This is a genomic window from Rhodanobacter sp. UC4443_H10 (assembly GCF_052978325.1).
Genome location: NZ_CM129668.1, coordinates 3,180,534 through 3,206,534, shown reverse-complemented (window position 1 = coordinate 3,206,534; position 26,001 = coordinate 3,180,534). Strand labels below are relative to the sequence as shown.

The following is a 26,001-nucleotide window of genomic DNA, read 5'->3' as shown; positions in this document are numbered from 1 at the left end:
CGCATGAGCAAGCAGTCCATCTGGCGTGGCGTCATTCCTGCCATCACCACGCCTTTCGCGGTCGATGGCAAGGTCGACCACGCCTTCCTCGCCAAGCACGCTCGCATCATGCTTGACGCCGGCTGCACCGGCATTGTGCCGCTGGGCTCGCTGGGCGAAGGCGCCACGCTGAGTTTCGACGAGAAGGTCGCGATCATGCGCACCCTGGTCGAGGCATCGGACGGCGCGCCGGTTGTCCCCGGCATCGCCGCGCTGTCCACCGGCGAGGCCGTGCAACTGGCGCGCGCGGCCAAGGCGGCCGGCTGCGCCGGGCTGATGGTGCTGCCGCCGTACGTGTATTCCACCGACTGGCGTGAAATGGGCGCGCACGTCTCGGCGGTGATCGCGGCCACCGATCTGCCGTGCATGATCTACAACAATCCGCTGGCCTACAAGACCGACTTCTCGCCCGCGCAGCTGGCGGCGCTGGCGGCCGACCACCCCAACGTGCAGGCGGTGAAGGAATCCTCCGGCGACGTGCGTCGCATCGCCGGCCTCAAGGCGCTGCTCGGCGATCGCCTGGAGATCCTGGTCGGCGTCGACGACATCATCGTGGAGAGCCTGCAGATGGGTGCAACCGGCTGGATCGCCGGCATGGTCAACGCGTTCCCGCGGGAATCGGTGCAGTTGTTCGAGCGCGCCAGCCAGCCGGGCGGTGTGGAAAACACCGCCGACCTCTACGCCTGGTTCCTGCCGACGCTGCGCATGGACACCGTGCCCAAGTTCGTGCAGCTGATCAAACTCGCGCAGGAAGTGGTGGGCCTGGGCAGCGAGCGCGTGCGCGCGCCGCGCCTCGTGCTGGAAGGCGCCGAGCGCGAAGCCGCGTTGCGCGAGATCCGTGCCGCCGTCGCCAACCGCCCGGGGCGCTGAGATGGATGTCCAGCCGTTGCTGATCGCCGGCGAATGGCGCGCCGCACGCGAATCAGCCGAAAGCTTCCGCGCCATCGACCCATCCAGCGGCGAAGCGATCGGGCCGGCCTTCCCGGTCAGTGGCGAAAGCGATCTGCAAGCAGCGTTGACCAGCGCCTGCGCGGTGGCCGACGAGCTCGCCGGGGCGCCGCCGTCGGGCATCGCGGATTTTCTCGACGGCTACGCCCAGGCCATTGACGACGACGCGACGACATTGGTTGCGCTGGCGCATGCGGAGACGGCGCTGCCGGCGGACACCCGGCTGGCCAAGGTGGAACTGCCGCGCACCAGCCGGCAGCTGCGGCTGGCGGCACGGGCGGTGCGCAGCTTCGCCTGGACACAGCCGGTGATCGATACCGCCGCCGGCCTGCGCGCGCATTACGCTCCCCTGCACAGACCGGTGCTGATCTTCGGCCCCAACAACTTTCCGCTGGCGTTCAACGCCGTCGCCGGCAGCGACTTCGCCTCGGCCATCGCGGCGCGCAACCCGGTGATCGCCAAGGCACACCCGTCGCATCCGGCGACCAGCGAGCGACTGGCCGAGCTCGCCCATCGGGCCTTGCTGCGGGCTGGCCTGCCCGCCGCGTCGGTGCAGATGCTTTACCACTTCGACCAGTGCCTGGGCCGGCGCCTGGCTGGCGACGCGCGGTTGGGGGCGATCGGCTTCACCGGCAGCCGCAAGGGAGGCCTTGCCCTGAAGGCCGCCGCCGACCAGGCGGGCATTCCGGCGTACATGGAAATGTCCAGCATCAATCCGGTGTTCCTGTTGCCAGGCGCGCTGGCCGAACGCGGTGCCGCGCTGGCGCAGGAATTTTTCGCCTCGTGCACGACGGGCAGCGGGCAGTTCTGCACCAACCCGGGGCTCGTCGTGGTGCCGGAGGATGCCGCCGGCGACGCTTTCGTCAGCACCGCCCTCGCGCTGTTCCATGCCGCACCGCCGGGCGTGCTGTTCTCCCGTGGCGTGCTGGAGCAACTCGACCAGGCAGTGGGCGCGCTGCGCGACTGGGGCGCCACTTGCCTCGTCGGCGGCGCTTCGGCCGGGCCGGGCTACCGCTACCGACCCACCTTGCTGCAGATCAGCGCACGCTCGTTCCTCAAGCATCCCGCCGAGTTCCAGCGCGAGGCGTTCGGTCCGGCCAGCCTGCTGGTGCGCACACGCGATGCCGACGAGATGCTGGCCTTGGCGGCAAGCCTCGAAGGCAACCTTACCGGCACGCTTTACGGCGCCACCGATGGCAGCGACGACATGGCACCGCTGGCGCGAGTCCTGCGCCCGCGCGTCGGCCGCCTGATCGCCAACCGCATGCCTACGGGCGTCGCCGTGAGCGCCGCGATGAACCACGGCGGGCCATACCCGAGCACCAGCCACCCGGGCTTCACCGCGGTGGGCATGCCGGCCGCGATCCGCCGCTTCGCCGCGCTGCACTGCTACGACAACGTCGCCGATGCGCTGCTGCCGCCGGAGCTGCGTGATCGCAACCCCGGCGGCGTCGCGCGACAGGTGGACGGCTGCTGGCGCAACGACGACCTGGAGCCCGAACGGAGTCCTGCACCATGACGCATGCGCACACCCATCGACAGATCGGCGGCCTCGACCTCGCCCGGGCACGCGCCGGCCTGACGCGCTGGCCGGTCGTCGCCGCTTCGATCGGTCGCGACGAGTACCAGCAGCGCCTTCTGCACGCGCGCCTGCTGATGCGCGAGCATGGCGCCGATGCGCTGCTGGTCACCGCCGGCGCGTCGCTGCGCTACTTCACGGGCATCGCCTGGGGCGCCAGCGAGCGACTGGTCGGCTTGCTGCTGACGACGCGCGGCAAGCCCATTCTGGTCTGCCCCGGGTTCGAGACCGGCTCGCTCGAGCACGTGCTGCAAATCGACGCCGAACTGCGCGCGTGGGAGGAACACGAAAACCCGCATGCCCTGGTGGCGGCAGCGCTGCGCGAGCGCGGCGCCGGCAATCTGGCGCTCGACCCGGCCGCGGCGTACACCGTCGCCACGCGCCTGCAGGCCGTACTGGGCGAGCATCGCCTCGCCGACGCCAGCCCGATCATCGATGGCTGCCGCATGCGCAAGTCCGCCGCCGAGCTGGCCCTGATGCAGCAAGCCACCGCGATGACGCTGCAGGTGCAGCGACTGGCGGCGGGCGTGCTGCACGAAGGCATCAGCAACCAGGAGCTGGTGCGCTTCATCGACGAGGCGCATCGTGCACTGGGCGCCGACAACGGCTCCACCTTCTGCATCGTGCAGTTCGGCCAGGCCACCGCCTACCCGCACGGTATTCCCGGCGAGCAGCGGCTGACCGCGAACGAGCTGGTGCTGATCGATACCGGCTGCGCAGTGCAGGGCTACAACTCCGACATCACCCGCTGCTACGTGTACGGCCGCCCGACCGCCGAGCAGGCGCGGATCTGGTCGCTGGAACAGGCCGCACAACGCGCCGCGTTCGACGCGGTACGCCCCGGCGTGCCGTGCGAGGCAGTGGACGCCGCCGCGCGCGCGGTGGTGGAGCGTGCAGGCCTTGGGCCGGATTACCGGTTACCCGGCATCCCCCACCGCACCGGCCACGGCTGCGGCCTCAGCATCCACGAGACGCCCTACCTGGTGCGCGGCGACACCACCGCGCTGGAGCCGGGCATGTGCTGCAGCAACGAACCGATGATCGTGCTGCCCGACCGCTTCGGCATCCGCCTGGAAGACCATTTCCACGTCACCGCCGACGGCGCCGCCTGGTTCACCGAACTGTCGCCCGCCATCGACCAGCCGTTTGCCTGACCCGCATGCCCTGATCCACGCCATCGGAGCGCCGCCATGTCCGACTTGACCGACCGCCCCGGCATCGCCTCCATCGCCACCGCGGCGAGCCATGATCACGCCGGACGCTTCCGCGCGCTCTCCTCTCAGGAATGGACGTGGCGGCAGGCCCAGTTCGCCGGCGCCGACGAAGAAGACGTCCAGGCGCAACTGGCCGATCACCTGCCGCGCGTCGACGCCGCCACCCAGTCCCTGCGCGAACGCTGTTGGACCGATGTGCTGAACCAGCTCGACGCCATCCCCGTCGATGCATTGCACCGCGACGAGCAGGTCAGTTACCTGGTCTACCGCAACCAGGTCGAAACCCTGCTGGCCGACCAGCGTTTCCGCACCTGGCAGATGCCGTTCAACAGCGACACATCGTTCTGGGCCAACCTCGGCTTCACCGCGCGTCGGCCGCTGCGCAACGTCGCCGACTACCGCCGCTACATCGGACTGCTGCGCGACATCCCGCGCTACTTCGACGAGCAGATCGCGAACATGCGCGCCGGCCTTGCGCGCGGCTTCAGCGTGCCGCGGGTGGCCCTGGCCGGACGCGATCAGGCGATCGCCGCGGTGGTCGATGCACGAGGCGTGGACAGCCTGTTCTACACGCCGTTCCGGCAGATGCCCGCAAACATGCCGGCGGACGAACAGGCGCGCCTGCGCGCCGCCGGCCTGGCGGCCATCCATGATGCCGTGGCGCCGGCTCACGCGCGGCTGCTCGACTTCATGCGCAACGTGTACATGAAGCAGGCGCGCGACAGCCTCGCCGCCGAGGCGATGCCGGACGGCGAGGCGTTCTACCGCGCGCAGGTCCGCAAGTTCACCACGCTGGACATGAGCCCCGATGCGATCCATGCGCTGGGTCTGCGCGAGGTGGCGCGCCTGCACGCGGAGATGGAACAGGCCATCCGCGAGACCGGCTTCCAGGGGAGCTTCGCTGCGTTCCTGCATGACCTGCGCACCGATCCGAAGTTCTACCCGAAGAGCGCCGACGAGCTGCTCAGGCAGGCCGCCTGGATCGCCAACCGGGTCAATGGAAAAATCGGCCAGTACATCGGTCGGCTGCCACGCCAGCGCTTCGTGATCGAGCCGGTGCCGGCGGATCTGGCGCCGTTCTATACCGGCGGCCGCGGGGGCGCCGGCTACTACATGGTCAACACCGGCGACCTGCCCTCGCGCCCGCTGTATGCCCTCACCGCACTGACCCTGCACGAATCCTCTCCCGGCCATGCCCTGCAGATGCCGCTGGCGGCCGAGCAGGAGGATTTGCCGGCATTCCGCCGCAGCAACCACCTCTCCGCCTATACCGAAGGCTGGGCGCTGTACTCGGAACGGCTCGGCGTGGAAATGGGTTTGTACGACACGCCGTGGGAGCGCTTCGGCTACCTCGGCTACCAGATGTGGCGCGCCTGCCGGCTGGTGGTCGATACCGGCATCCACCATCTGCAATGGAGTCGCGAACAGGCACTCGACTACCTGCGCGAGTACACCGCGCTGGGCGAACACGAGATCGAAACAGAAGTGGATCGCTACATCGCGTGGCCGGGCCAGGCGCTGGCTTACTACCTTGGCGAAATGGCCATCGTGGATGCACGTGCGCGCGCCGGAAAGGCGCTGGGCGAGCGCTTCGACCTGCGTGCCTTCCACGACACCGTCCTGGCGCTCGGTTCGGTGCCGCTGCCGGTGTTGCAGCAGCAGGTCGACCATTTCATCGCCGAAGGCGGCAAGTCGCCCTACGCCGACGAAAAGCCCTGCAAGTCGCCCTGACCACCGCGGTGCTGCGCGGCCGCAGGCCAACGCAGCGCCCACGCCCGCACTCACTTCCCTGTACCCGTGCGTTGCGGTCGCAGGCCCCTCCAAGCCGTTGCCGGATCACGCCCCATGTCCTCGACCGGAAAGTTTCATCGACAGCTGAGCCTCACCGACCTCACCTTTATCGGCCTGGGTGCCATCTTCGGCTCAGGCTGGTTGTTCGCGGCCAGCCATGTCTCGGCCATCGCCGGACCGGCCGGGATATTGTCCTGGCTGATCGGCGGTGCGGCGGTGCTGCTGCTGGGCCTGGTGTACTGCGAGCTGGGTGCGGCGTTGCCGCGCGCCGGGGGCGTGGTGCGCTATCCGGAATACTCGCACGGCCGGTTGCTGGGTTCGCTGATGGGCTTCATCACCCTGATCGCGTTCTCCAGCCTCATCGCCATCGAGACCGTGGCCTGCCGCCAATATGCGGCCGCCTGGTTTCCCGCCTTGAATCGGGACGCAAGCGGCGCCCCCACCCTGCTGGGCTGGCTGGTGCAGCTGGCGCTGCTGACGCTGTTCTTTGCGCTCAACTATTTCAGCGTGAAGACCTTTGCCCGGGCCAACAACCTCGTCAGCATCTTCAAGTTCCTGGTGCCCCTGCTGGTCATCGTGGTGCTGCTGTCCCACTTCCAGCCACAGAACATGAGCCTGCACGGTTTTGCGCCTTACGGCTTCAGTGGCGTGGAGGGGGCGGTCTCCGCCGGCGGCGTCATCTTCGCCTACCTGGGACTGACCCCGATCATCTCGGTGGCCAGCGAGGTACGCGACCCGCAGCGCACGATCCCGATCGCGCTGATCCTCTCGGTGCTCCTGTCCACGGCGATCTACCTGCTGCTGCAGGTGGCCTTTCTGGGCAGCATCCCCACGCACATGCTGGCGCAGGGCTGGGGCGGGATCGGTGCGATGTTCTCGCTGCCCTACCACGATATCGCCATCACCCTGGGCATCGGCTGGCTGGCTGCGCTGGTGGTATGCGATGCGGCGATCTCGCCCAGCGGCACCGGCAACATCTACATGAACGCCACGCCTCGCGTGGTCTACGGCTGGGCACGCAGTGGCTCGTTCTTCAAGCTGTTCGCGCGCGTCGATGCCGACTCCGGCATCCCGCGCCCCGCGCTGTGGCTGAGCTTTGCGCTGTCGGTGTTCTGGACCTTGCCGTTTCCTTCGTGGGAAGCACTGATCAGCGTGGTGTCGGCGGCCCTGGTGCTGAGCTATGCCGTGGCGCCGATCACCGTGGCCGCCCTGCGCCGCACCGCACCGGAACTGCCGCGACCGTTCCTGGTACGTGGCTTCGGTCTGCTCGGGCCGCTCTCCTTCATGGTGGCTACCCTGATCGTGTACTGGTCGAGCTGGCAAACCGTGTCATGGCTGCTGGGCCTGCAGATCGTGCTGTTCGCGATCCATGTCCTGTGCAGGCTGCCGTCGCCCGAAGGCCGCTCCAGGCTGCGCCAGGAGGTGTATTCGTCGTGGTGGCTGGTCGCCTACTACGCGCTGCTCATTGCGTTGTCCTGCCTGGGCAGCTTCGGCGGCCGCAACCTCCTCGGCCATCCCTGGGATTCGCTGGCCGCCACCGTCGTGGCGCTGCTCATCTACCACTGGGGCGCGCGCAGCGGACTGCCGGCCCACTTGCTCGACCTGGGCCGCGATGACGACTGAGCGCCCGCCACATGGCGCACCTGTCCGGCGTTTGCTGCACGACGGCCTCCAGCGCTGCCGAGGGCGCGCATGAGCATTGACGCCAAGACCTTGGAACCGGCAACCGGACTATCAGACACTTGGGAATCAGCTCGCCACGGGCACCGATCAGTTTCCGGCTTCTTGCCGGCGCGGGTATCCTGCTGCTGATTTCGCCGCTCATCAATCGCTTGGTGCATGGCGTGCGTTGAATTCAGCGGCAGAGCACAGGGATGTCGCCAACTTCAGGATCTCGTTGGCCCGACGCAGCTGCTTGACCTCACGCTCGAGTTCTTTCACTCGCTGCGCCTCAGCCGCGGGTACGACGCCGCGGACACGGGTGTCGACCTCATGCCGCTGCGCCTAGCCCAGCAAGGTTGCCGGCACACAGCCGATCTTCGGCGCCATCGACTCCACCGCGGTTCACGGCGATGGGTAATCTCCGCGGTGCTCCTGCGCCATGCGGGCCGCGCGCCCGCGAAGTTCGGGGGAATACTTCATGGACTTGCTCATGGCTCCATCCCCTCAGGAGTTGGAGCCCCTCAAATCCCGGGGCGGTTAAGCTGGCGGTATTGGCGAGGAGTGAGGCCGGTAAGATTGCGGAAGTGCCGCGACAAACCGCTCTGGTCGCAGAAGCCAGTGAGCTGGGCGATCTCGCCGATGGGTTTGTCGGTGCGAACCAGCCACTGGGCGGCCGAATCAATGCGCAACTTGAGCAAATAGCGCGCTGGCGAAAGCTGGAACAGCTTGCGCATGCGCCGCTCGAACTGGGCGGCGGTCAATCCGCTCAGACGCTCCAACTGCATCTCGCGCAACGGCTCGCACAGGTGCGCGTGCATGTACTCGACGGCATCGGCGAAGGCGCTATCGATCATCGCCGAACGTCCCGGTTCGTGCAGATCGCGCGAGACGCATGCGAGGCCGACCACTTGGCCGGCACTGTCGTGCAACGGCATCTTGGTGGAAATGCACCAGCCAGTGGCGTGATCCGGATACAGCGTAAGGTCGAGGCTGTCGAGCACTGGTTTGCCCGTGCGGAAAACCTGCTCGTCCTGTCGCGCGTAGCGCTCGGCCATGGGTGCCGGAAACAGGTCGAAAGCAGTCAGGCCGACCGCATGCGCCTTGCTCGGCAAATGGCAACGCGCGACCGCTGCGGCACTCATCAATACGTAGCGTCCCTGGCGATCCTTGATCGAATACACGATGTCGGCAAGGCGATCGAACAAGCCCTCGACATAACCCTGCGATGCAATGCGACCCAGAAAGGTCGCCTGCCACTCCCATCTGTCCCGCATTCCCCACCCCGATTTGCCCGATTCGACGGTAACCGTCGGAAATAGCAAAAACCGTGTACGACCCCACACAAATTGTAGTCAACCGACATGTATGGAAGCCGAAGACGTTACGTCACTTCAGGCCGCGGCAGGCGGTCGTTATAAAGCGTCTGGTGGCACTCGATCGTGGCGTGGAGATTCTCACGCGAGCGAAAGCGCGTGGTCGCCAGTATGTCGCTGATGCGCTCGCTGAAGTGCTCGACCATGCCGTTGTTCTGAGGATGGCGCGCGGTGATCAGGCGGCGCTGGATGCCGAACAAGGCGCACTCGCGATCGAACGCGTGCTGGCCGGTCCGTGCTTTGGCCTTGCGGGTGAAGCGATCGGTGAACTGGCTACCCCGGGCGCGCGTCATCGACGCGCTGCTCGTTGCGTCAACTCCAGTACACCTGCGTCTTCCGCTGGCCGAGGGGGCCGGCCCCGTTGCGGGGCCGGCCCTGTCATCCATTTGAGAGCTTAGAGCGATACGCTTTCGAAGATTAAGGATGCGATCCCGTAATCGACCAAGCGCCCGATCCCAAGGTGGATTCCACGAAGAAGCTGTAACTATGCCCCGCGGTCGCCGTGAACGTGAGATTCAGTGGGCCGCTACCGCTCTTTTCCTTCAGCACCTGGTTGGCGCTGTTGTCGATCACATCGAATCTCCATTGGGTACCCGACGGAACACTGAGCGTCGCCGTCGCGTTCCCCGCCCCACTCGTGAATTGAGGGGTATAGGCGTAACCGCCCTGCGTAGCGACGGTTCCCGCGAAGCTGATGTTGCCACCGCCCCCGGTACCGCCGCCGGCATAGCTACCCTTCAGCGTCACGCCCGAGTACGCCGAATACCCATTCACCATCACGGAGTAGGTACCCGCTTGCACATTGGCAATCGTGCAGGTTTCGTTGTTGCCACTGATATACGGGCGGCAATCGTAGCTGTTCGTGGTTGCCGCAGAACCGAACTTCACGTACAGGTCTGCATCGCCCGTGCCTCCCGATATCGAGAACACCAGGTTCGTGGCTCCTGCAGGCACCACCATCGTCCAGTTCTGCGGATGGTTGGCTGACGCATCTGAAATCGCCACGCCCACACCATTCGTCAGCACGCTGCCGGAGCTGCTGGCCCCGGTGCCCGTGAGACTGGCCGTCTGCGGACCGTTGGTTGCATTGTCGCTGACGGTCAAGCTGCCCGTCCGCGTTCCGCTTGCTGTCGGCTTGAAAGTCACGGAAACGGTGCAGCTTGATCCGCTCGGCAGCGCGGAGTTGCAATTGTTGGTTTGCAAGTAGTCGCCCGATATCGACACCGAGCTGACCGAAAGCGTGCCAGGACCGTTGTTGATCAACGACACGTTCTGGGCCGCACTCGTGGACCCCACATTCGTGCTGCCAAAGGTCAGGCTGCCCGAGCTGAGCGATGCCGTCGGGCCACCGCCACCGCCACCGCCGCCACAGCCGCCGGTACCACCGTTGTTCGCGAAGCAGGTTTCGAACGCTTCGAACTCCGAGCTGTAGCTGTTGCGAATACCGTCCATGAACGTGTGGTAGCTGGTGCCGTATGCACCCGCGCGGAAGATCCCCAACATCGTGTCGATGTCCGCACGATGGTTGTTGATCATGAAGTTGACAGCGAGATAGCCGCCCGGATACGTCCTGTCCTCATAGTTGGACATGTCGTACGTATTGTCGAACAGCGTCGGGAGAGTGTAGGAGTGATTCGTGGCGGTGCTGACGGCCCCCGAATCAACCAGATTGCGATACGAATAACTGACGTACTCCGCGAAGCCTTCGATCCACCACACGGTCGAATAAGGAAGGTCGGCATTCGACGTCGGTGCAGCGGAAAAATCCCCCGCCAGGTCGTACTTGGCATCCATGTAGTGCGTGAACTCGTGCCAGAGATTCCAGATCTCCCAGTCGGCCGTGATCCAATCGGCGTGATAGCAGTAGAAATGAGCGACATTGCCGGGCTGCGAGGGGTCACCCTCCATGCTCAAGCCGCCATTGTTGGTGCTGATGCCATACAGGTAGCCGGCGTAGGTCGCGTAATCAGCTGAAGAGTTGAACTCGTCGATTTCGAGGCCGATCGTGTTGTCGCCGGCAACCGCGCCGGAGTCTTGCATGAGGCCATGAATATAGGCGACCTCATTGTGGAGCGTGGCGCAGGAATCGCTGAACTGTTGTGCCGTCATGCCCTGTGAAACGATCTTGATCGCATCGCCGGGGCACTGATACGTCTGCCCTTGCACATACGCCTTGACGTCCGCCTTGGTGTTGCAGGTCCCGTAATAGCTGCAGTTCGCGCTGTCGTAGTAATCCTGACCGGACACCGCGGCAATGAAGATCGACGGACCGTTGTTGGTGTAGTTGTAGCTGGAGATGACGCCGGCCACCAAGGGCTTGGCCGTACTGACGACATTGGCCGCGTAGACGGTGTTGTCGAGGAAGTGCGCCAGTTCGCCGGCAGCGTCACGCGTCAACCATTCGTTGGAAGTGTTGGCGTTGAAGCTGCTATGGGTGACGAAGTCGTACAACGTGGTGACCATCGAAGTATCGGAGTTCACCGTGCTGACCCAGTCCGGCTGCCAGGCACCCTGGAAATATGCAGTCAGAACCGAATCCATCGCCGCCTGCATGTTGTAATAGGCGTTGTAGCTGCTGTTGTAATCGTTCAACAGCGCCTTGTACCTGCTTGCGTAGCGGGCTTCCTGATTTGAGCTGGCCGTCAGGGTAATGACCTCATTCAACACCGCGCCGTGGGCGTCATTCACGTCGTAACTGTGCGAGCTGGCAAAGAAGGCATCCAGATACGCAGTCACGCCTGAAGTGACACTGGACGGGTACGTGGGGATCGAGCTCGAGTTGTAATACTGGACGTAATATCCAGCGCGGAGATACAACGCGAATTGCTGCACGCCGGTGGTGTCATCGCCCGGATACGACGCGGCATACGCGGCGGCGTAGTTCGCCACCGCGCTCATCTTGCTCGCCGAGAACACCGAGGCGCCGGTACTTCCCGAAACGCTGAAGAGCGTATTGAGGCAATCGAGTGTAGAGGTCCGGACCAACTCGCCCATCGTGCTGCTCGAGGCACTGGCGAAGGCATTCGTGTCGCAACTGGCAACTGCAGCGGCAACTGCAGCGGTATGGCTCCTGGTGTCGAGCTGCGCGAAATGCTTTGCCTGGGTCGAGTTGTCGACGATGAACCGTGCGGATGAGGTCTGTGGGCTGTGGTCGTAGTCCAGATAGCGTTCAGGGAGCCGAGCGCCGACAGGCGGCCTGGGGCGGAAGTCGGGAGTACCGGACTTGGCGTGCACGATCGCCTTCACCGCATTGGCATTTGCCGCCGGAGCGGGTCGCATCGAACGCTTGTGCTGGCTCACGCCCGATGCCAAGACACTTTGCGAGAACAAGACCAAGAGAAGGGCAAGTGACGATGTCTTTAACGTCGTCTTGAAAGTCGGGGGTCGCGTACGGTTCATGCTGAAATCTCCTTGGAGGAGCAGACATTCGAAGCCTGCTCCAGCTCTGTGAGGGAACAAACAACGGCGACTGACGAAAATCTGATCCTTCTGGTGTTGCTGCGCGCCACCGGGATGGATTTCGCGGGGATTCGGTCACTCCTGCGAATTCGCCGGCGTGAACGGATGTCATTCACGCCACCTCCCCAAGAGACGGTGACGCTCGCGCTCCAGCACAGGATCTCGAGTGCCGATCCTGCATGCAGATCAAACTGTCCAGGGCCTGTTCCCGGCGATCTCCGACTTCGCCGCGCCCACCCCCAGCGGCTCTGGACCTGCGAAAGATTGAACCGGTCGGGTGTGCGGAGATAGGCGGAAACGCCCGCGTGGAGTAGCGAATACGCCAAAAAGCCGGCGAAGCGCGTCCGCATTTCGTGTGACCGGGTGCGCCGGATTGCAGTGCGTTGGCAATGGTGACCATCTTCGCCTGGTTGAACACCTGGCCGGCGCTGGCACCAGTCACGCTGAACAAGGTGTCGATGCAAGCGTCCACCGACGAGTTGCGTACCAAGGTGACCAGGCTGCTGCCGCCGGCCGACGCAAACGCGTTGACATCATGGGTGGCGGCGGCCGCCACGCTCATGCGCAGCGAAGCCGACGGATTGCGCTCCGGGCGACCGTAGTCGGTGTACAGGTGAGCCTTCGACGACGATTGCGGCGGGCGCCCGCTCGGCTTGAGTGGGCGGGCCTGCTGATGCCGTACCGTCGGCAACAAGCTGGTGGTGCGCAAGGCAGTCGCGGCGGGTGCCGGTGCCTTTTTCCGGGCCTTTGTCGGTGCCGCATAGCGCGGCAGACTGCATCCGGGCGTCAACAGCGACAGGCTGGCGCATCGCGGACGCGATTTGCGTGCGCAAGTATTCATGTTCCCCTCCAGCAAAGGCCCCCCGTGGCCTGGTTCATCACGCATTGGATGCGCATGGAGTGCGCTCCCGACGCACCGACGAACCGAGCGCCATGCTACGGGTCAACCATGCTGTCGCTCTAGGCGATCCTGGCCAGGACTGGCGCTGAAGTCGGCATGAAATGCTCCCGGACGGCGATGCGATGGCGCTGGCGTCGCGCACCGGCGCACGGAGGCGACTCCCGGATGACGAGTGCCATCGGCGCGTCGATCACTTGCAAATCGGGTGCAGCCGACGGCTTGAGTCCACCGCGCGAGAGCGAGGCTCGCCATCCGGAGAAAGACGGTCAACTCGCCATCACGTCCGTGCGTCGCTGCCGCCACGGCCGCGTCGATCCCCACCGCACGATGCGTACCCCACGCCGATGCCCAGCGACACGCCGAGCAACTCGCACAGCACGCGCAGGCCGAGGTGCTCCGGATCGTGCATGCCGGCCAGCACCGCTTGCAGCAGGGCGAGCGACTGCAGGTTGGCGTAGTTGAGATAGAACATGTCCCACAGGTCGCCGCTGACGGTGAGCACGCAGGCCAGCAGGAACGCCCAGCCGATCTTGCGCGCGGCGCTCCAGCCGCGGCGTCGGCCCAGCCAGTGCAGCGCCAGGAACAGCAGTAGCCCGGCCGCTGCCGAGATCGCGCCGGCCTGCAGGCCGCCGACGATGCCACTGCCCATCCATGATTGGTCGTAATGCACTGCGCTGCCCCTTCGGGATGCCGCGCGCGTGTCCGCCTGCCGCGCGCGCACGCTAGACTGCCGCTCCACCTGTCCGGAGCAGTCTGCATGACTCACGCCGTTTCCGCCACGACGGCCCTGATCGTGGTCGACGTGCAGCCCGACTTCATGCCCGGCGGAGCGCTGGCCTGCCACGACGGCGACGCGATCATCGACGGCATCGACGCGCTGCTGCGCGCGCGCCGCTTTCGCCATGTGGTGGCCACGCAGGACTGGCATCCGCGCGGCCACGCGTCGTTCGCCAGCTCGCATCCGGGCCGTGCGCCGTTCGACGAGATCACCCTGCATGGCCAGCCGCAGACCCTGTGGCCGGATCACTGCGTGCAGGGCACGGCGGGCGCCGCGCTGCATCCGCAGGTGGACTGGTCGGCGCTGGACGCGGTGATCCGCAAGGGCAGCGACCCGGGCGTGGATTCCTACAGCGGCTTTCGCGAAAACCACGGCCCGCAAGGCAAGCGCCCCAGCACCGGCCTGGCCGGCTGGCTGCGCGAGCGCGGCGTGGACGAGGTGGTGGTGTGCGGACTGGCGCGCGACGTGTGCGTGCTGTGGACCGCGCAGGACGCCGTGGCGCTGGGCTTTCGCGCGCGCATGCTGTGGGAGCTCACCCGCCCGGTCACCTCGGCCAGCGACGAAGCCACCCGCGCCGCATTGCTCGCGCAGGACATCGACGCCCTGTAGGAGCGCCCTGTGCGCGATGCTCTTCCCACGGATTCGGGATTCGCAAGAGCATCGCGCGAGGAGCGCGCTGGCATGAAGTTCGCTCAGGCGTCGTTCTCGCCGCGGGCGCGCACCGCGATCGCGCCGTCGTCGTCCACGTCCACCGTCAGCGTGATCGGGCGGCAGCATACCTGGCAGTCCTCGATGTATTGCTGGCTGGGGATCGATGCGTCGAGCAGGATTTCGACGGGTTCGCCGCAGTACGGGCAGTCGATGGTGTGGGGCGTGAGCATGGCGTGTCTCCGCGGATGGCCGGGCCAGTGAAGCACGGCTCCGGGTGACGCGATCGTCAAGCGTGGCGCAACGACCACGCCTGCGGCAGGCCGATCCAGAACAGCGCGTCGCGCTTGCAGCGCGGGGCCAGCTTCAGCAACTCGTTGTCCTTGCTGACCAGCCAGCGCGCACCCGCGGCCTGTGCCAGTTCCAGGAATTTCTGATCGTCCGGATCCCCGCAGCGCGGAAGCGGCATCTCGGGCGACGCCGTGGCCTGATCGTCGGGCAGGCAGTGCACCAGGGCATCGAACGCGGCCTCGACGCCGGGCCGTGCTTCGGCGGTGAGCGGCACCTGCGGATAGTGCAGCACGCGCAGCCATTCGGCGCGGCAGTCGGCGCGCGTCACCGCCTGGATGCGGCCCTCGCGCATCGCCACGTGCAGCGCGGCGGACTGCGCATCGTGGAACAGGAAGATGTCCAGGCACACGTTGGTGTCGAGCACCACACGGGGCACGTTCGGGAATGCGGCGATCATCGGCACATGATGCGGCAAGCGGGTCACGCGATGCACGTGATGCCTCCCCCGCGGCACGGACGAGCGGGCTCCGGCTGCGCATGCGGTCGCGGCGACGACCACCGCCGCGACCGCATGTTCCGTCCCGCCGACGCAGGGTTCAGTGCGTGCCGTGTCCGTGGTGATCGTGGGACCGGCCGCGCCCGTGGTGCTCGTCGTGGCCGCGTCCCCACGTCAACCTGACGCGCGTGCTGACGTAGACATCGCCCGGGTCGGCCGGCACCTGGGCGAAGTGCTTGCGGCCGAAGTACAGGCGGGTGCCGTCGCTGGACAGCGTGGCGCGGGTTTCCGCGCCGTCCGCCGTGTTGACCGCGGGATTCTCGATCCGGCCGCGCACCGTCCATGGCGAAGCGGTGTTCGGGCGCGTGGCGTACCAGATGTCCTGGTTGCGCGGATCGGCGCTGGCCCGGTTGCTGCTGAACACGATTTCCAGCCCGTCCCTGCGCACGTTGGGCATCAGGTCGGCGGCATCGGTACTCAGCTCGGCCACGCGCACGCCGGGCCCGAAGCTGCCGTCGGCACGCTGGCGGCTCATGTAGATGTCATGGCCCTTGCTGTCCGGATAGCCGTCGCTGGAGAAGTACAGGAAGGTACCCTGGGCGGTTTTCACTACCGACGGGCTGTATTCCGAACCCTTGGTGTTCGGGCCACCGTCCGCATAGCCGCCCAGATCCACCGGCGTCGCCCAGCCGTGCGCGGGATTCTCGCGGGTCAGGAAGATGTCGCCGGCCGGCGGGCTGCCGGGCGGCGGCGGCGGCATCGCCTTGCAGCCGGTGCAATCCTCGGCGTTCTGCCGCGAGCTGACGAACAGCAGCCACTTGCCGGGCAACGGCGTGGGACAGTAGTCGGCGGCCGTGGGCGAATTCGCCGGTGCGCCGAGGTTGGTGACGTGGTCCCAGCTGCGCATCGCGACATTCCACGTTGCGCGCCAGTTGTCCAGGCCGCCATTGCGGGTGGACATGAAGTACAGGTTGTCCCCGTCCGGCGACTCGATCGGACAGCCTTCGGCGGCCGCGGTGTTGACGCCGGGCGCAAGCTGCGCGTTGCTCCACGCGCCGTAGTGCTGCGCGTAGACATTGGCGGACAGGATGGCGGCGATGGCCAGTGCGCACTGTGGGTACTTGCGGTTCATGGGTCTCTCCTTGCATGGGTGTGGACGACCGCGGAGAAAACCCTTCCCCGCGGACTGGTTGCGCCATGGCGACGCGTCGCTCACCCTGTGCAGGCGCGGGCATCGCGACTGCACGCGAGCGTGCCGGCGAGGGCCGGCGCGCCCAGCTTCGGGGGTGTGGCGCGGCGGGTCTTGAGGCGGCCGCTCGGGAAAGACTGGACTTTGCTTGGATTCCTTGGGAAAACATTGGGGTCGCCCGCAGCACCGGTTTTCGTCCACTCTCGTGCGCTACCCGCCACAGGACGCCATGGACCCGTCAACGCCCGCCCCGCTCGCCTTCGACGACTGCACGATCGACTTCGCCGGCCGGCGTCTGTTGCGCGGGGGCATCGGGCAGCCGCTGGAACCGAAGGCCTTCGCCGTGCTGGCGCTGCTCGCCGGCACGCCCGGCCGGGTATTCACCCGCGACGAGATACTCGACGCGGTCTGGGGCCACCGCCACGTCACCCCCGGGGTGCTGAACCGGCTGATGACCCTGCTGCGGCATGCGCTTGGCGAGGACGCGAAAGTGGCGCGCTACCTGCACACCGTGCATGGCGTGGGCTACCGCTTCGACCTTCCCGAAGCCACGCCCGACGCGCCGTCACGGGCCATCCCGGTCCCCGCGTCGCAAGCGCCGACGATGCCGGTGCCGGTGCTGCCCGCCGCGTCACATCCTCCGATGGCCCGGCGGCGCGCCGGCGACCGGCACGGCATGCCGCGCGCCATGTGGTGGCTGCTGCCGCTGCTGGCGCTGCTCGCGGTGGCCGGCTGGCAGTGGTGGCCGCATGCGCCGAGCGCGCCGAAGCCGGCGCCGGAGCGCAGCATCGCGGTGCTGCCGCTGGTCAACGCGAGCAACGACAAGGGACAGCAGTTCTTTTCCGACGGCTTGTCGGAAAGCCTGATCAACTCCCTTTCCCGCTTCGGCGGGCTGAAAGTGATCGGTCGCGATTCCGCTTTCCAGTTCCGCGGCAGCAGGGACGACAGCCGCACCATCGGCCGCAAGCTGGGTGTGTCCTACCTGCTCAGCGGCAGCGTGCAGCACGTGGGCGACGTCGTGCGCATCAACGCCGCGCTGACCAGGGCCGCCGACGGCAGCACGCTGTGGGCCGAGCACTACGATCGCCCGTACCGGAACCTGTTTGCCCTGCAGGACGAAATCGCGTCCGCGGTCATCGGTGCGTTGCAGGTGAAGCTGCTGTCGCCCGGCGAATCCGTCAGGCATGACGACCGGCCGCCCAGCGGCAGCATCGAAGCCTACAACGCCTATCTGCAGGGCCTGAAGCATTGGCACGACGAGGATTTCCGCCGGGCATCCGAATACATGGCCAAGGCCGTGCAACTCGACCCCGGCTATGCGATGGCATGGGCACACCTGTCGGGATCGCTGAGCACCGTCGCCACGTTCTCGAACGAGCCCGTCGAGGCCGCCCGCCAGCACATGGACGAGGCAAGGCGCGCAGCGGATCAGGCGTTGCAATTGGCGCCCGGGCTGGGGGCGGCCCACGCGGCCCGCGCCTACCTGATGGTCTACAGCTTCGACCATCGCGGCGCCCTGGCCGAATGCCGTCGCGCCGTGCAACTGGCGCCGGAGGACGGGACCGTCCTCAATGGCTGCGGTTATGTGTTTGCCCAGGTCGGGAAACTGCGCGAGGCAATCCGGTCGAGGCAGCATCTGCTTTCAATCGAGCCGCTGTACATCATCAATTACCAGCAGTACGCGAAGCTGTTGCTGGCGTCCGGCCGGCTGGACGAAGCGGAGAAATACCTTGGCACCGCCGAAAGCCTGCCGCAGACGAACGCGCACTGGCGCTACTCATCCTTGTTCCTGCGGATGGCGGTTGCCCTGGCGCGTGGCGACGCGGTCAAGGCCATGGGCAGCGCGCTGCAAATGCCCGCGAAGTACCGCGACCCGTACACGGCGCTGGCGGCCCAGATCGGGCCGGATCGCGCCGCCGCGGACACCGCGCTGGCGAACGCCCTCGCCGGCAAGGCCGAGGCGAACGCCGATCCGCATCTGATCGCGCAGATCTACGCCTTGCGCGGCGATGCCGGCCACGCCGTGGAATGGTTGCAGCATGCTTCGGCCGCCGATCTCCTGTTCCTGCCGACCGATCCGTTCATCCTGAACCTGCGCGACGATCCGCGCTTCATCGCCTTCTGCGAAAGGATCGGCCTGCCGCCCCCGGGCGAAAGCGAAGCGTTGAGCATCGACCAGATCCGCGCCGCGAACGGCACGCGCAACCGCTGAGGCGCGGGAAGCGCCGGGATCGGCGGCAAACCCGGACCCAGCCGATACAATGCGGGCTTTCCGAGCGGAACCGACGACCATGGCCGAGCGCGCGTTCGACGACTACCTGGCCCGCTCCGGCGCCACCCTGGAAGGCTCGCGCTACGCGGCGTGGCTGGCGATCACGCCGCGCCGCCACGGCTTTCCGGTGTATTACGCGATCTGCGAGAACCGCAGCTTCCGCGACAAGGACGTGGCCGAAGCCGCCGCGGCGAAGGCGCTGGCCGACATGACCGGGCTGGAGGCGGACGGCACGCCGATCTTTCCCGAGGACTACACCGGCTTCGACGATTAGGCGGGCCGGACCGGCTCGTGGCGATGGACGGCGGGTGGTGCCCGCCCTACGCCGCGGCGGCCAGGGCGCGCAGCCGTTCCACCGCGGCGGGGATGGCCGCGGGCGCATCGACGGTGAGCATGCGCGGCTCGTCGGCGGCCAGGCCGTTTTCCAGTTCATGCGCCCAGGTCACGTGGTAGGGCATGTGCACGCCCCAGCCGCCCAGGCGCAATACCGGCTCGATGTCCGAGCGCAGCGAGTTGCCGACCATCGCGAACTGCGCCGGCTGCAGGTCGAACTCGCCGAGCACGCGGCGGTAGGCGGCGGCGTCCTTCTCCGAGACGATCTCGATGCGGCGAAACAGGTCGGCCAGGCCCGATTGCGCCACCTTCTTCTCCTGGTGGAACAGGTCGCCCTTGGTGATCAGCACCACCTCGTACTGCTGCGCCACCGCCTCGACCGCGGCGCGGATGCCCGGCAGCAGTTCCACCGGATGCTGCAGCACGGTCTTGCCCAGCTCGATCAAGGCGTGGATGTCGGCCGCGCCGATGCGCCCGTCCGAGACCGCAATGGCGGTTTCCACCATCGACAGCGCCATGCCCTTGGCGCCGTAGCCGAACAGCTTGAGGTTGCGCTGCTCGGTAGCCAGCATGCGCTCGTGCACATCGCGATCGGCCACGTCCACGTAGCGCGCCATGATCGCCGCGAACGCCTCGCCAGCCTGGCGGTAGTAGCCCTCGCTGTGCCACAGCGTGTCGTCGCCGTCGAAGCCGACCAGTTGCAGCATCAGGCGCCCACCCGCGTGCGTACCGCATCCATGTCGCGCACCGGGCGGATCTCGATGGCGCCGGTTTGCGACCACGGGAACGACTGCGCGATGCGCACCGCCTCGTCCATGTCGGCCGCCTCGATCAGGTTGAAGCCGCCCAGGTATTCCTTGGTCTCCGCATACGGACCGTCGACCACGCTGGTGCGGCCGTCGCGCACGCGCACGGTGCGCGCGGTCCCCGGCGCTTCCAGCTGCTGCGAATCGAGCAACTGTCCCTGCGCGCGCAACGCGTCGGCCTTGCCGAAACAGCTTTTCATGCGGCTGTCGAACTCGCCCTCGGGCAGCGCGTCCAGCAGCTGGTCGTCGCAATAGATCATCACGAGATATTTCATGGCGTCCTCGGCGGGGAAGGCGGGGCGAAGAGGGATAATGCCGCAATGAACACCCGCGCCGATACCTTCAGCGAATTGTCCTGCCGGCCGATCGCCTTCGTGCGTTCGCCCTACGCGCAGCGCATCGACGCGCCGCACCAGCCCACCGTGGTGGCCGGCACCGAAAGCGGGGCCGCAGCCAACGCGGTGATCGCGTTCGTGGCGGATTTTCCGGCGGCGGCCTGGCGCGACCTGGCCGGCTTCGAGCGGATCTGGTTGCTGTTCGCGTTCCACCGCAGCGAGGGCTGGAAGGCCGAGGTGCGCCCGCCGCGCGGCGGCGGCAAGCGCAGCGTGCTGGCCACGCGCTCGCCACACCGACCGAATGCGATCGGGCTGTCGGCAGTGGAGCTGGTGGCGGTGGAGGAAGGCGCGTTGCGCGTGCGCGGCGTCGACCTGCTGGACGGCACGCCGATCCTCGACATCAAGCCGTACGTGCCGTACGCGGATGCGTTTCCGGGTTCACGCGCGGGCTGGATCGACGCGATCGACGCGGCGCAGGGCCGGCATTCCGCGCCGGGGCCGCGCAAGCCGCGCACGCGGCCGCGCGGCGGGGACGTCAGCGGCTCATGAGCAGCTGCCGCAGCAGGTGCTGCCGCCGCTGACGTGGATCTGCCGCGGCTCGGACACGCGGCTGGCCTCGTAACCGGCCTCCTGCAGGGCGGTGATGACCTGACCGGAGGTCAACTGCGCCGCCACGTCGATCTGTCCCGCGACGGGATCGCCGGTGACCTGCGCGTTGGCGTCATGGGCACGCAGGATGGCGGCGATGGCGCCGGTGTCACCGGCAAGATCCTTCACTTGAAACAGCATCGGTACGGTCTCCAGGGTTGAGAGGCGGCACATCCGCCGGGGGCGATGATGGCGGCCGGCACGGCCGCGCGCCCTGACCGGGATCAGGGCAATCCCAGCCGGTGAGACCTGCGCCCGGCAAACTGCCCGGGCCGGCGCGGCTCGCTCCGTCGCCGGCGCCCGATGCATTGGCAGTGGATCGGTTCAGACCTTGGCCGCGCCCGGCACCCCCGTCGGCGCGGCATTTTTTTTCAGGGCGGCGTCGCGGCCGCCGGCAACCACGGCGACACGCGCGGGCGCGCCAGCGCGGCGAGCAGTGGCGGGTCGCGCCGGTAGACGTCGGGGCGGAAGCCGACCCGGCCGTCCTCGCGCAGGTCCACCGTCCAGTACGCCAGCAGCAGCGGCACCGGCCTGGGCAGCATCACGGTCTGCGTCTTCAGCGTGTCGATCGCGCGGTCGATGCCCGCGCGATTCCACTGCACCGGATCGTCCAGCAGCAGCTCGGCCAGTTCGCGCGGATGTTCCACCCGGATGCAGCCGGAGCTGTACGTGCGCTGCTCGCTGGCGAACAGTTCCTGGTGCGGCGTGTCGTGCATGTACACCGCGTAGTCGTTGGGGAAGCGGATCACCAGCCGGCCCAGCGAATTGCCCGGGCCGGCGTCCTGGCGCAGCACGATGCCGCGCGGGTTGGCCCAGTTCACGCTGGCCGGCGACAGCTCGCGGCCCTGGCTGTCCAGCACGCGGATGCGGTTGGCGGCGAGGTAGCCCGGGTTCCTGCGCAGCTTCGGCAGGATGTCGTTCTTCAGGATGGTCGGCGGCACCGTCCAGGTCGGGTTGAGCGTGAGGTAGGTGATCTTCGACTTGAACACCGGCGTGCTGCGATACGGCTTGCCCACCTGCACGCGCGAACGCCATACCGGCTTGCCGTCCTTGTAGTAGGCGACCTGGTAGCCGGCGATGTCGACCACCACGAACTCGCCCTGCAGCTGGTGCAGCAGCCAGCGCGCGCGCTCCAGGTTCGCGCGCAGCTGCTCGATGCGCGTGGTGACCGGCACGTTCAACGCGGCCAGGGTGGCCTTGCCCAGGTGGCCGTCCGCGGCGAGGTAATGTTCGCGCTGGAATTGTTTCAGCGCAGCTTCCAGCACCGGGGCGTACAGGTCATCCATGCCATCGCCCACCGCAAAGCCGACCCGTTGCAGGCGCTGGCGCAGCGTCGGCACGCGCGGATCGTGGCTGCCCGGTTTCAGCGTGGGGCCGTCGGCGATCACGGGCCAGCCGCCCTGCGCCGCCACCCCGCGCAACTTCGCCAGCGCCGCACGCAGCTGGGCGTAGTACGGGTGCTGCGGCCGCGCCCGCGCGAACAGCTCGCCGATCGTGCCCTGCGCCAGCGCCTCGCGCACCGCCTGCAGGCCCCGCGCCCGATCGAGCTGGCGCGGGTCGAAGTTCCAGTGCGTGTCCAGCGTGGCCGGATCGACCTTGCCGCGATACAGGTGCAGCAACGCGGTGAAACAGGCGTCGGTGGCCAGCAGGTCGAACTGCGCGCGTTGCTGCGCGGTGGCCTGCGGGTCGTCCAGCACGTGGCGCCGACGTTGCAGTTCGTCCAGCGCGTAGTCCTGCGGGTCGAGGCCGTCGGCGGCCATGCCGCGCAGCGCGGCCAGCAACTGGTCGAGGTCGTCCGGTCGCGTCCATGCCGGCGCGAACCGGTTCTGCTCGTAGAACGCCGCCACCGCGGCGACCGGCGCCGCGGCCGTCGCGCCATCGGCCTGGGCGACGCGCCATTGCTCGATCCGTTCGCGGATCTGCTCGGCCACCGGGCCCGGCGGCGGGGCCACGGCTTGTTCCATGCCGACCGACTCGACTGCGGCCGGCTGTGCAGGCGCCGCGGCGACCGCCAGCCAGCCCAGCAAGGCGGCAGCGCAAACGGCGCGGGAAAAGCCGGACGGCATGGAAAGTCCTGTGCGGGAGGATGCGACCAGTCATAGCACAACCGCCGGCCGGCGCAGGCGGGCGCGGCGACCGGTCGCACGGGACAGGTTCTTAACGATCGACTGCTAGCATCGACGCCTGTTCGCGCCCCAAGCCCAAGCCGTCCCGATGAGTCGACTGCGCCTCCTTGCCATCCTGCTGCTACCGCTCTGTGGTACGGCGCACGCGACCGCGCCGACACTGCGCGACACGCTCAGCAAACTCGCGCCGCAGGCGAATCCGCAGGTGATCGCGCTGGCGCTGGCGGCCACCGACTGCGCCGCGGCGCAAGGCCAGCCGCCGCCCGCGCGACTGGCGGTGATCGACTATTCCCGGCCATCCACCGAGCCGCGGCTGTGGGTGTTCGACCTGGCCCGGCGCAAGCTGCTGTATCAGGAACTGGTGGCGCACGGGCGCAACACCGGCGAGAACCTGGCGAGCAGGTTCTCCAACGCGCCGGAAAGCCGGCAATCCAGCCTGGGCCTGTTCCGCACGCTGGACACCTACGCCGGCCGCAACGGCTACTCGCTGCGCCTGCAAGGGCTGGAGCCGGGCACCAACGACCGCGCACTGGCGCGCGCGCTGGTGATCCACGGTGCGGCTTACGTCAACCCGGCACTGGCCCGCGAGCAAGGCCGCATCGGTCGCAGCTACGGTTGCCCGGCGGTGCGCAGCGCGATCGCGCGACCGCTGATCGACGCGCTCAAGGGCGGCCAGTACGTGTTCTCCTATTATCCCGATGCCAGGTGGCTGGGCGCCTCGCCCTACCTCAAGTGCAGCGGCGGACTGGCGATGACGCCCGCGCTCGGCGCGCCTTGATCCATCCGCACGGTTGCCCTCCCCGCGGAGCGCGCGGCGGGAAACTCTCACTCGCGAGTCTGCCGCAGGCTCGCGCCGCCCTCGTCCGGCGTCACCGGCAGGCGCAGGATCAGCAGCCACAGCAGCACCACCAGCGCGGCCAGCAGCCACGGCAACCAGGCGTGCCCGCGGAACCACCAGATCGTGCCGGCCATCGACAGCGTGACCAGGCCCAGCGCCATCCAGCGCGCGCGCCGCGAAATGCTGCGATCGCGCTCCCACCGCGCGATCGCCGGACCCAACCGGGGCAGCGAGAGCAGCCAGCGATGCCAGCGCGGCGAGGCGCGCGACCAGCACGCGGCCGTCAGCAGCAGGAACGGCACGGTCGGCATCACCGGCAGCATCAGGCCGATCAGCCCCAGCAACAACGCCACTCCGCCGGCGATGAGCAGCAGCCAGCGCACCAGACCGGTGTGGCGGGGATGCGCGGGGTGCGGGTCGTGTCCACCGCCCTGTTCCGCCGGCTGCCCGCGATCGGACGACTTCACGTTGCGCGCTTCGGCCGGCCTTCGCGGGCCTTGTACAGACGCCGGTCGGCTTCGCCCAGCGCGGCTTCCAGCGAGGCGCCCGGCACCACCGTGGTCGCGCCCATGGTGAAGCCGATCGGCGCAGCGGCGCGATCGGCATCGAGCCGGTCGACCACGCCTTGCGTCAGCTCCTCGCCGGCACCGCGCAGCAACACCAGGAACTCGTCGCCGCCGAGGCGGATCACTGCATCCTGCGGCCGCACATGGTTGCGCAGGAACGTCGCCATGGCCACCAGCACCTCATCGCCGCGCGCGTGGCCATGGGTGTCGTTGACCTGCTTGAAATGGTCCAGGTCGAACACGATGCAGCCCCAGCCCGCGGCCGGGCCGGCCGTCAGCTCGGCCAGGTAGCGGCGATTGAAGCAACCGGTCAGTGCGTCGTGGATCGACCACTCGCGCAACTGGCTCTCCTGGCGGAAGCGCTCGGTGACGTCCAGCGCATGGCCCAGCACGTAGGGATCGTCGCCTTCGACGTCGTCGTCCAGCACGTTGTGGTACTGCCACACGTGTTCGCTGCCGTCCTTGGCGATCACCTGCAGCATGCCCGTGTCGCTGTCCTTGCGCATGATGCGCAGCAGATATTCGGCGAACCGCGGGCGCTGTTCGGCGCGCATGAAATCGGTCAGCGGGCGGCCGATCATCTCGCCCACCGAATAGCCCAGCGACTTGGCCGCCGCCGGGTTCACCGACAGCAGCACGCCCTCGTGGTCGTGCGTGCAGATCAGGCCGGGGCTGTACTGGAACAGCTTGCGGTAGCGGCGGTCGCTGGCCTCCAACGCCGCGATCGCGCGCCGCTGCAGGGTGATGTCCTGGAAAGCGCCGGCCAGCCGCAGCGGGGTGCCATCCTCGGCGCGTTCCACGATGCCGACCGCGCGCACCCAGATCCTCCGGCCAGTGGCGGTGGTCAGTGGCAGTTGCAGATCCCATCCCTCGCCGGTGTCGATGCTCTTGCGCACGGCCGCGTCGATCACCGGCCGCGCCCCCGCATCGTAGAAGCTCACCGCTTCTTCCAGGCTCGGGTGGAAACCCGGCGGCACGTCGTGCAGGCGGCAGGTCTGGTCCGACCAGGTGATCGCCTTGGTGGCCAGGTCCAGCTCCCAGCCACCGGCGCCGAGCAGGCATCCGGTGCGTTCGAGCAGCGCTGCGTGGGTGCGCCGCTTCGGTTCCGTCTCGCGGGCCGACTCCGGCGGCTGCCGCAGCGACGGTGCCGCGCCGACCGGTGCGGGCTTGTTCCGGTGCGCGACCGGCCGCGTTTCCAGCACCTGTGCCACCGCGCGGGCCAGTTGCCGCAGCGTCTCGTGTTGCCGCTCGTCGAGCGTACCCGGCACGCGATCGAGCACGCACAATGCGCCCGCCTTCGCGCTCTCGCCCGGTCTGATCGGCACGGCAACGAAGCAACGGATGCCCGCCACGCCGGCAACCAGAGGATCGTCGGCGCAGCGCGGATCGAGCCGTGCGTCGGGAATCGCCAGCACGCCGGAACTCGCCTTGGCCAGCACCCGCAGCACGCTCGGCTCGTCGATATCCGCCGCCGGCCCATGCACGGCGAGCCCGCGGCCGTCGGCATCGACCAGCACGATCAGCGCCAGCGCCCGCCCGCTCGCCGCCGCGGCGCTGCGTACGAGCGCATCGAACAGCGGCTCGGCGCGAGTATCCAGCGCACCCATGGCGCGCAGCGTCGCCAGGCGCAGCGTTTCGTCAGCGTGGTGGGAGGCAGCGGACATACGGGGCGGCAATCGGCTCGCGGGTCGGCACATCGTGTGGCCACC

General features: G+C 67.8%; 24 protein-coding genes and 1 pseudogene. 10 read left to right on the top strand and 15 right to left on the bottom strand.

Features of this window, described 5'->3' with window-relative positions; genetic code table 11:
* Nucleotides 1-3: 3 nt before the first annotated feature.
* The 5 genes from ACVCMB_RS14510 to ACVCMB_RS14490 all read left to right on the top strand — a co-directional run bounded on the left by ACVCMB_RS14510 (nt 4) and on the right by ACVCMB_RS14490 (nt 7,194).
* On the top strand, nt 4-909 hold the full coding sequence (locus tag ACVCMB_RS14510) for a dihydrodipicolinate synthase family protein (RefSeq protein ID WP_447105484.1): 906 nt from the start codon (nt 4-6) through the stop codon (nt 907-909).
* Nucleotide 910: 1 nt separating this feature from the next.
* Nucleotides 911-2,506, top strand: a complete 1,596-nt coding sequence (locus ACVCMB_RS14505) for an aldehyde dehydrogenase (NADP(+)) (protein WP_447105483.1) — start codon at nt 911-913, stop codon at nt 2,504-2,506.
* Nucleotides 2,503-3,720, top strand: a complete 1,218-nt coding sequence (locus ACVCMB_RS14500; RefSeq protein WP_447105482.1) for a M24 family metallopeptidase — start codon at nt 2,503-2,505, stop codon at nt 3,718-3,720. The genes ACVCMB_RS14505 and ACVCMB_RS14500 overlap by 4 nt, the downstream gene beginning before the upstream one ends.
* A 36-nt stretch (nt 3,721-3,756) precedes the next feature.
* Nucleotides 3,757-5,511 (top strand): DUF885 domain-containing protein, encoded by a 1,755-nt coding sequence (locus ACVCMB_RS14495; RefSeq protein WP_447105481.1) that lies wholly within the window; start codon nt 3,757-3,759, stop codon nt 5,509-5,511.
* A 114-nt stretch (nt 5,512-5,625) separates the two neighbouring features.
* Nucleotides 5,626-7,194 carry an APC family permease gene (locus tag ACVCMB_RS14490; protein WP_447105480.1) on the top strand — a complete coding sequence of 523 codons (1,569 nt, stop codon included), beginning with the start codon at nt 5,626-5,628 and terminating at the stop codon, nt 7,192-7,194.
* A gap of 249 nt (nt 7,195-7,443) precedes the next feature.
* Here ACVCMB_RS14490 and ACVCMB_RS14485 read toward each other — a convergent pair.
* The 6 genes and pseudogenes from ACVCMB_RS14485 to ACVCMB_RS14460 all read right to left on the bottom strand — a co-directional run.
* Nucleotides 7,444-7,725: pseudogene (locus ACVCMB_RS14485) on the bottom strand (IS3 family transposase); the annotation flags it as partial.
* A 29-nt stretch (nt 7,726-7,754) separates the two neighbouring features.
* Nucleotides 7,755-8,438 (bottom strand): helix-turn-helix domain-containing protein, encoded by a 684-nt coding sequence (locus ACVCMB_RS14480; protein WP_447110571.1) that lies wholly within the window; start codon nt 8,436-8,438, stop codon nt 7,755-7,757.
* 176 nt (nt 8,439-8,614) lie between these two features.
* Nucleotides 8,615-8,899: a hypothetical protein gene (locus tag ACVCMB_RS14475; protein WP_447105479.1), complete on the bottom strand. Its 285-nt coding sequence runs from the start codon at nt 8,897-8,899 to the stop codon at nt 8,615-8,617.
* Nucleotides 8,900-9,023: 124 nt separating this feature from the next.
* Complete coding sequence (locus ACVCMB_RS14470) at nt 9,024-11,906, bottom strand: collagenase (protein ID WP_447105478.1); 2,883 nt, start codon at nt 11,904-11,906, stop codon at nt 9,024-9,026.
* A 271-nt stretch (nt 11,907-12,177) separates the two neighbouring features.
* Nucleotides 12,178-12,906 carry a M9 family metallopeptidase N-terminal domain-containing protein gene (locus ACVCMB_RS14465; RefSeq protein WP_447105477.1) on the bottom strand — a complete coding sequence of 243 codons (729 nt, stop codon included), beginning with the start codon at nt 12,904-12,906 and terminating at the stop codon, nt 12,178-12,180.
* Between the two features lie 337 nt (nt 12,907-13,243).
* Nucleotides 13,244-13,615 (bottom strand): hypothetical protein, encoded by a 372-nt coding sequence (locus ACVCMB_RS14460; protein WP_447105476.1) that lies wholly within the window; start codon nt 13,613-13,615, stop codon nt 13,244-13,246.
* Between the two features lie 108 nt (nt 13,616-13,723).
* On the opposite strand from ACVCMB_RS14460, the gene pncA reads away from it, so the two are divergent.
* On the top strand, nt 13,724-14,353 hold the full coding sequence (gene pncA / locus ACVCMB_RS14455; RefSeq protein WP_447105475.1) for a bifunctional nicotinamidase/pyrazinamidase: 630 nt from the start codon (nt 13,724-13,726) through the stop codon (nt 14,351-14,353).
* Between the two features lie 83 nt (nt 14,354-14,436).
* Here the strand turns inward: pncA and ACVCMB_RS14450 are convergent, their stop codons facing one another.
* From ACVCMB_RS14450 to ACVCMB_RS14440, 3 genes are all read right to left on the bottom strand, one after another.
* Nucleotides 14,437-14,625, bottom strand: a complete 189-nt coding sequence (locus tag ACVCMB_RS14450; RefSeq protein WP_395116116.1) for a CPXCG motif-containing cysteine-rich protein — start codon at nt 14,623-14,625, stop codon at nt 14,437-14,439.
* Between the two features lie 56 nt (nt 14,626-14,681).
* Nucleotides 14,682-15,140 (bottom strand): putative toxin-antitoxin system toxin component, PIN family, encoded by a 459-nt coding sequence (locus ACVCMB_RS14445; RefSeq protein WP_447107180.1) that lies wholly within the window; start codon nt 15,138-15,140, stop codon nt 14,682-14,684.
* Nucleotides 15,141-15,279: 139 nt separating this feature from the next.
* Nucleotides 15,280-16,311, bottom strand: coding sequence for a hypothetical protein (locus tag ACVCMB_RS14440; RefSeq protein WP_447105474.1), 1,032 nt, complete (start codon nt 16,309-16,311; stop codon nt 15,280-15,282).
* A 286-nt stretch (nt 16,312-16,597) separates the two neighbouring features.
* Here ACVCMB_RS14440 and ACVCMB_RS14435 point away from each other — a divergent pair, with 286 nt between their 5' ends.
* Both ACVCMB_RS14435 and ACVCMB_RS14430 read left to right on the top strand, forming a co-directional pair.
* Nucleotides 16,598-18,580: a winged helix-turn-helix domain-containing tetratricopeptide repeat protein gene (locus ACVCMB_RS14435; RefSeq protein ID WP_447105473.1), complete on the top strand. Its 1,983-nt coding sequence runs from the start codon at nt 16,598-16,600 to the stop codon at nt 18,578-18,580.
* Between the two features lie 79 nt (nt 18,581-18,659).
* The gene (locus ACVCMB_RS14430; RefSeq protein ID WP_395116110.1) at nt 18,660-18,914 is read left to right on the top strand and encodes a hypothetical protein; all 255 of its coding nucleotides are present in this window, start codon (nt 18,660-18,662) and stop codon (nt 18,912-18,914) included.
* Nucleotides 18,915-18,960: 46 nt separating this feature from the next.
* Here ACVCMB_RS14430 and ACVCMB_RS14425 read toward each other — a convergent pair whose 3' ends face one another.
* Both ACVCMB_RS14425 and ACVCMB_RS14420 read right to left on the bottom strand, forming a co-directional pair.
* Nucleotides 18,961-19,680 (bottom strand): HAD family hydrolase, encoded by a 720-nt coding sequence (locus ACVCMB_RS14425; RefSeq protein WP_447097387.1) that lies wholly within the window; start codon nt 19,678-19,680, stop codon nt 18,961-18,963.
* On the bottom strand, nt 19,680-20,054 hold the full coding sequence (locus tag ACVCMB_RS14420) for a YciI family protein (RefSeq protein WP_447101035.1): 375 nt from the start codon (nt 20,052-20,054) through the stop codon (nt 19,680-19,682). The genes ACVCMB_RS14425 and ACVCMB_RS14420 overlap by 1 nt, the downstream gene beginning before the upstream one ends.
* Before the next feature lie 45 nt (nt 20,055-20,099).
* Between ACVCMB_RS14420 and tsaA the strand changes: the two genes are divergently transcribed.
* Nucleotides 20,100-20,663, top strand: coding sequence for a tRNA (N6-threonylcarbamoyladenosine(37)-N6)-methyltransferase TrmO (gene tsaA, locus ACVCMB_RS14415; RefSeq protein WP_447105472.1), 564 nt, complete (start codon nt 20,100-20,102; stop codon nt 20,661-20,663).
* Here the strand turns inward: tsaA and ACVCMB_RS14410 are convergent.
* On the bottom strand, nt 20,658-20,903 hold the full coding sequence (locus ACVCMB_RS14410; RefSeq protein WP_395116102.1) for a hypothetical protein: 246 nt from the start codon (nt 20,901-20,903) through the stop codon (nt 20,658-20,660). The two genes, tsaA and ACVCMB_RS14410, sit on opposite strands and share 6 nt — an antisense overlap.
* Nucleotides 20,904-21,133: 230 nt before the next feature.
* On the bottom strand, nt 21,134-22,828 hold the full coding sequence (locus ACVCMB_RS14405) for a L,D-transpeptidase family protein (protein WP_447105471.1): 1,695 nt from the start codon (nt 22,826-22,828) through the stop codon (nt 21,134-21,136).
* 148 nt (nt 22,829-22,976) lie between these two features.
* On the opposite strand from ACVCMB_RS14405, the gene ACVCMB_RS14400 reads away from it, so the two are divergent.
* Nucleotides 22,977-23,666: a murein L,D-transpeptidase catalytic domain family protein gene (locus tag ACVCMB_RS14400; protein WP_395116098.1), complete on the top strand. Its 690-nt coding sequence runs from the start codon at nt 22,977-22,979 to the stop codon at nt 23,664-23,666.
* Nucleotides 23,667-23,713: 47 nt separating this feature from the next.
* On the opposite strand, the gene ACVCMB_RS14395 is transcribed toward ACVCMB_RS14400, so the two are convergent.
* Together ACVCMB_RS14395 and ACVCMB_RS14390 are read right to left on the bottom strand one after the other, a co-directional pair.
* Nucleotides 23,714-24,193, bottom strand: a complete 480-nt coding sequence (locus tag ACVCMB_RS14395) for a YbaN family protein (protein WP_395116096.1) — start codon at nt 24,191-24,193, stop codon at nt 23,714-23,716.
* The gene (locus tag ACVCMB_RS14390) at nt 24,190-25,956 is read right to left on the bottom strand and encodes a sensor domain-containing diguanylate cyclase (RefSeq protein WP_447105470.1); all 1,767 of its coding nucleotides are present in this window, start codon (nt 25,954-25,956) and stop codon (nt 24,190-24,192) included. Before ACVCMB_RS14390 ends, ACVCMB_RS14395 begins: the two co-directional genes overlap by 4 nt.
* Nucleotides 25,957-26,001: the final 45 nt, after the last annotated feature.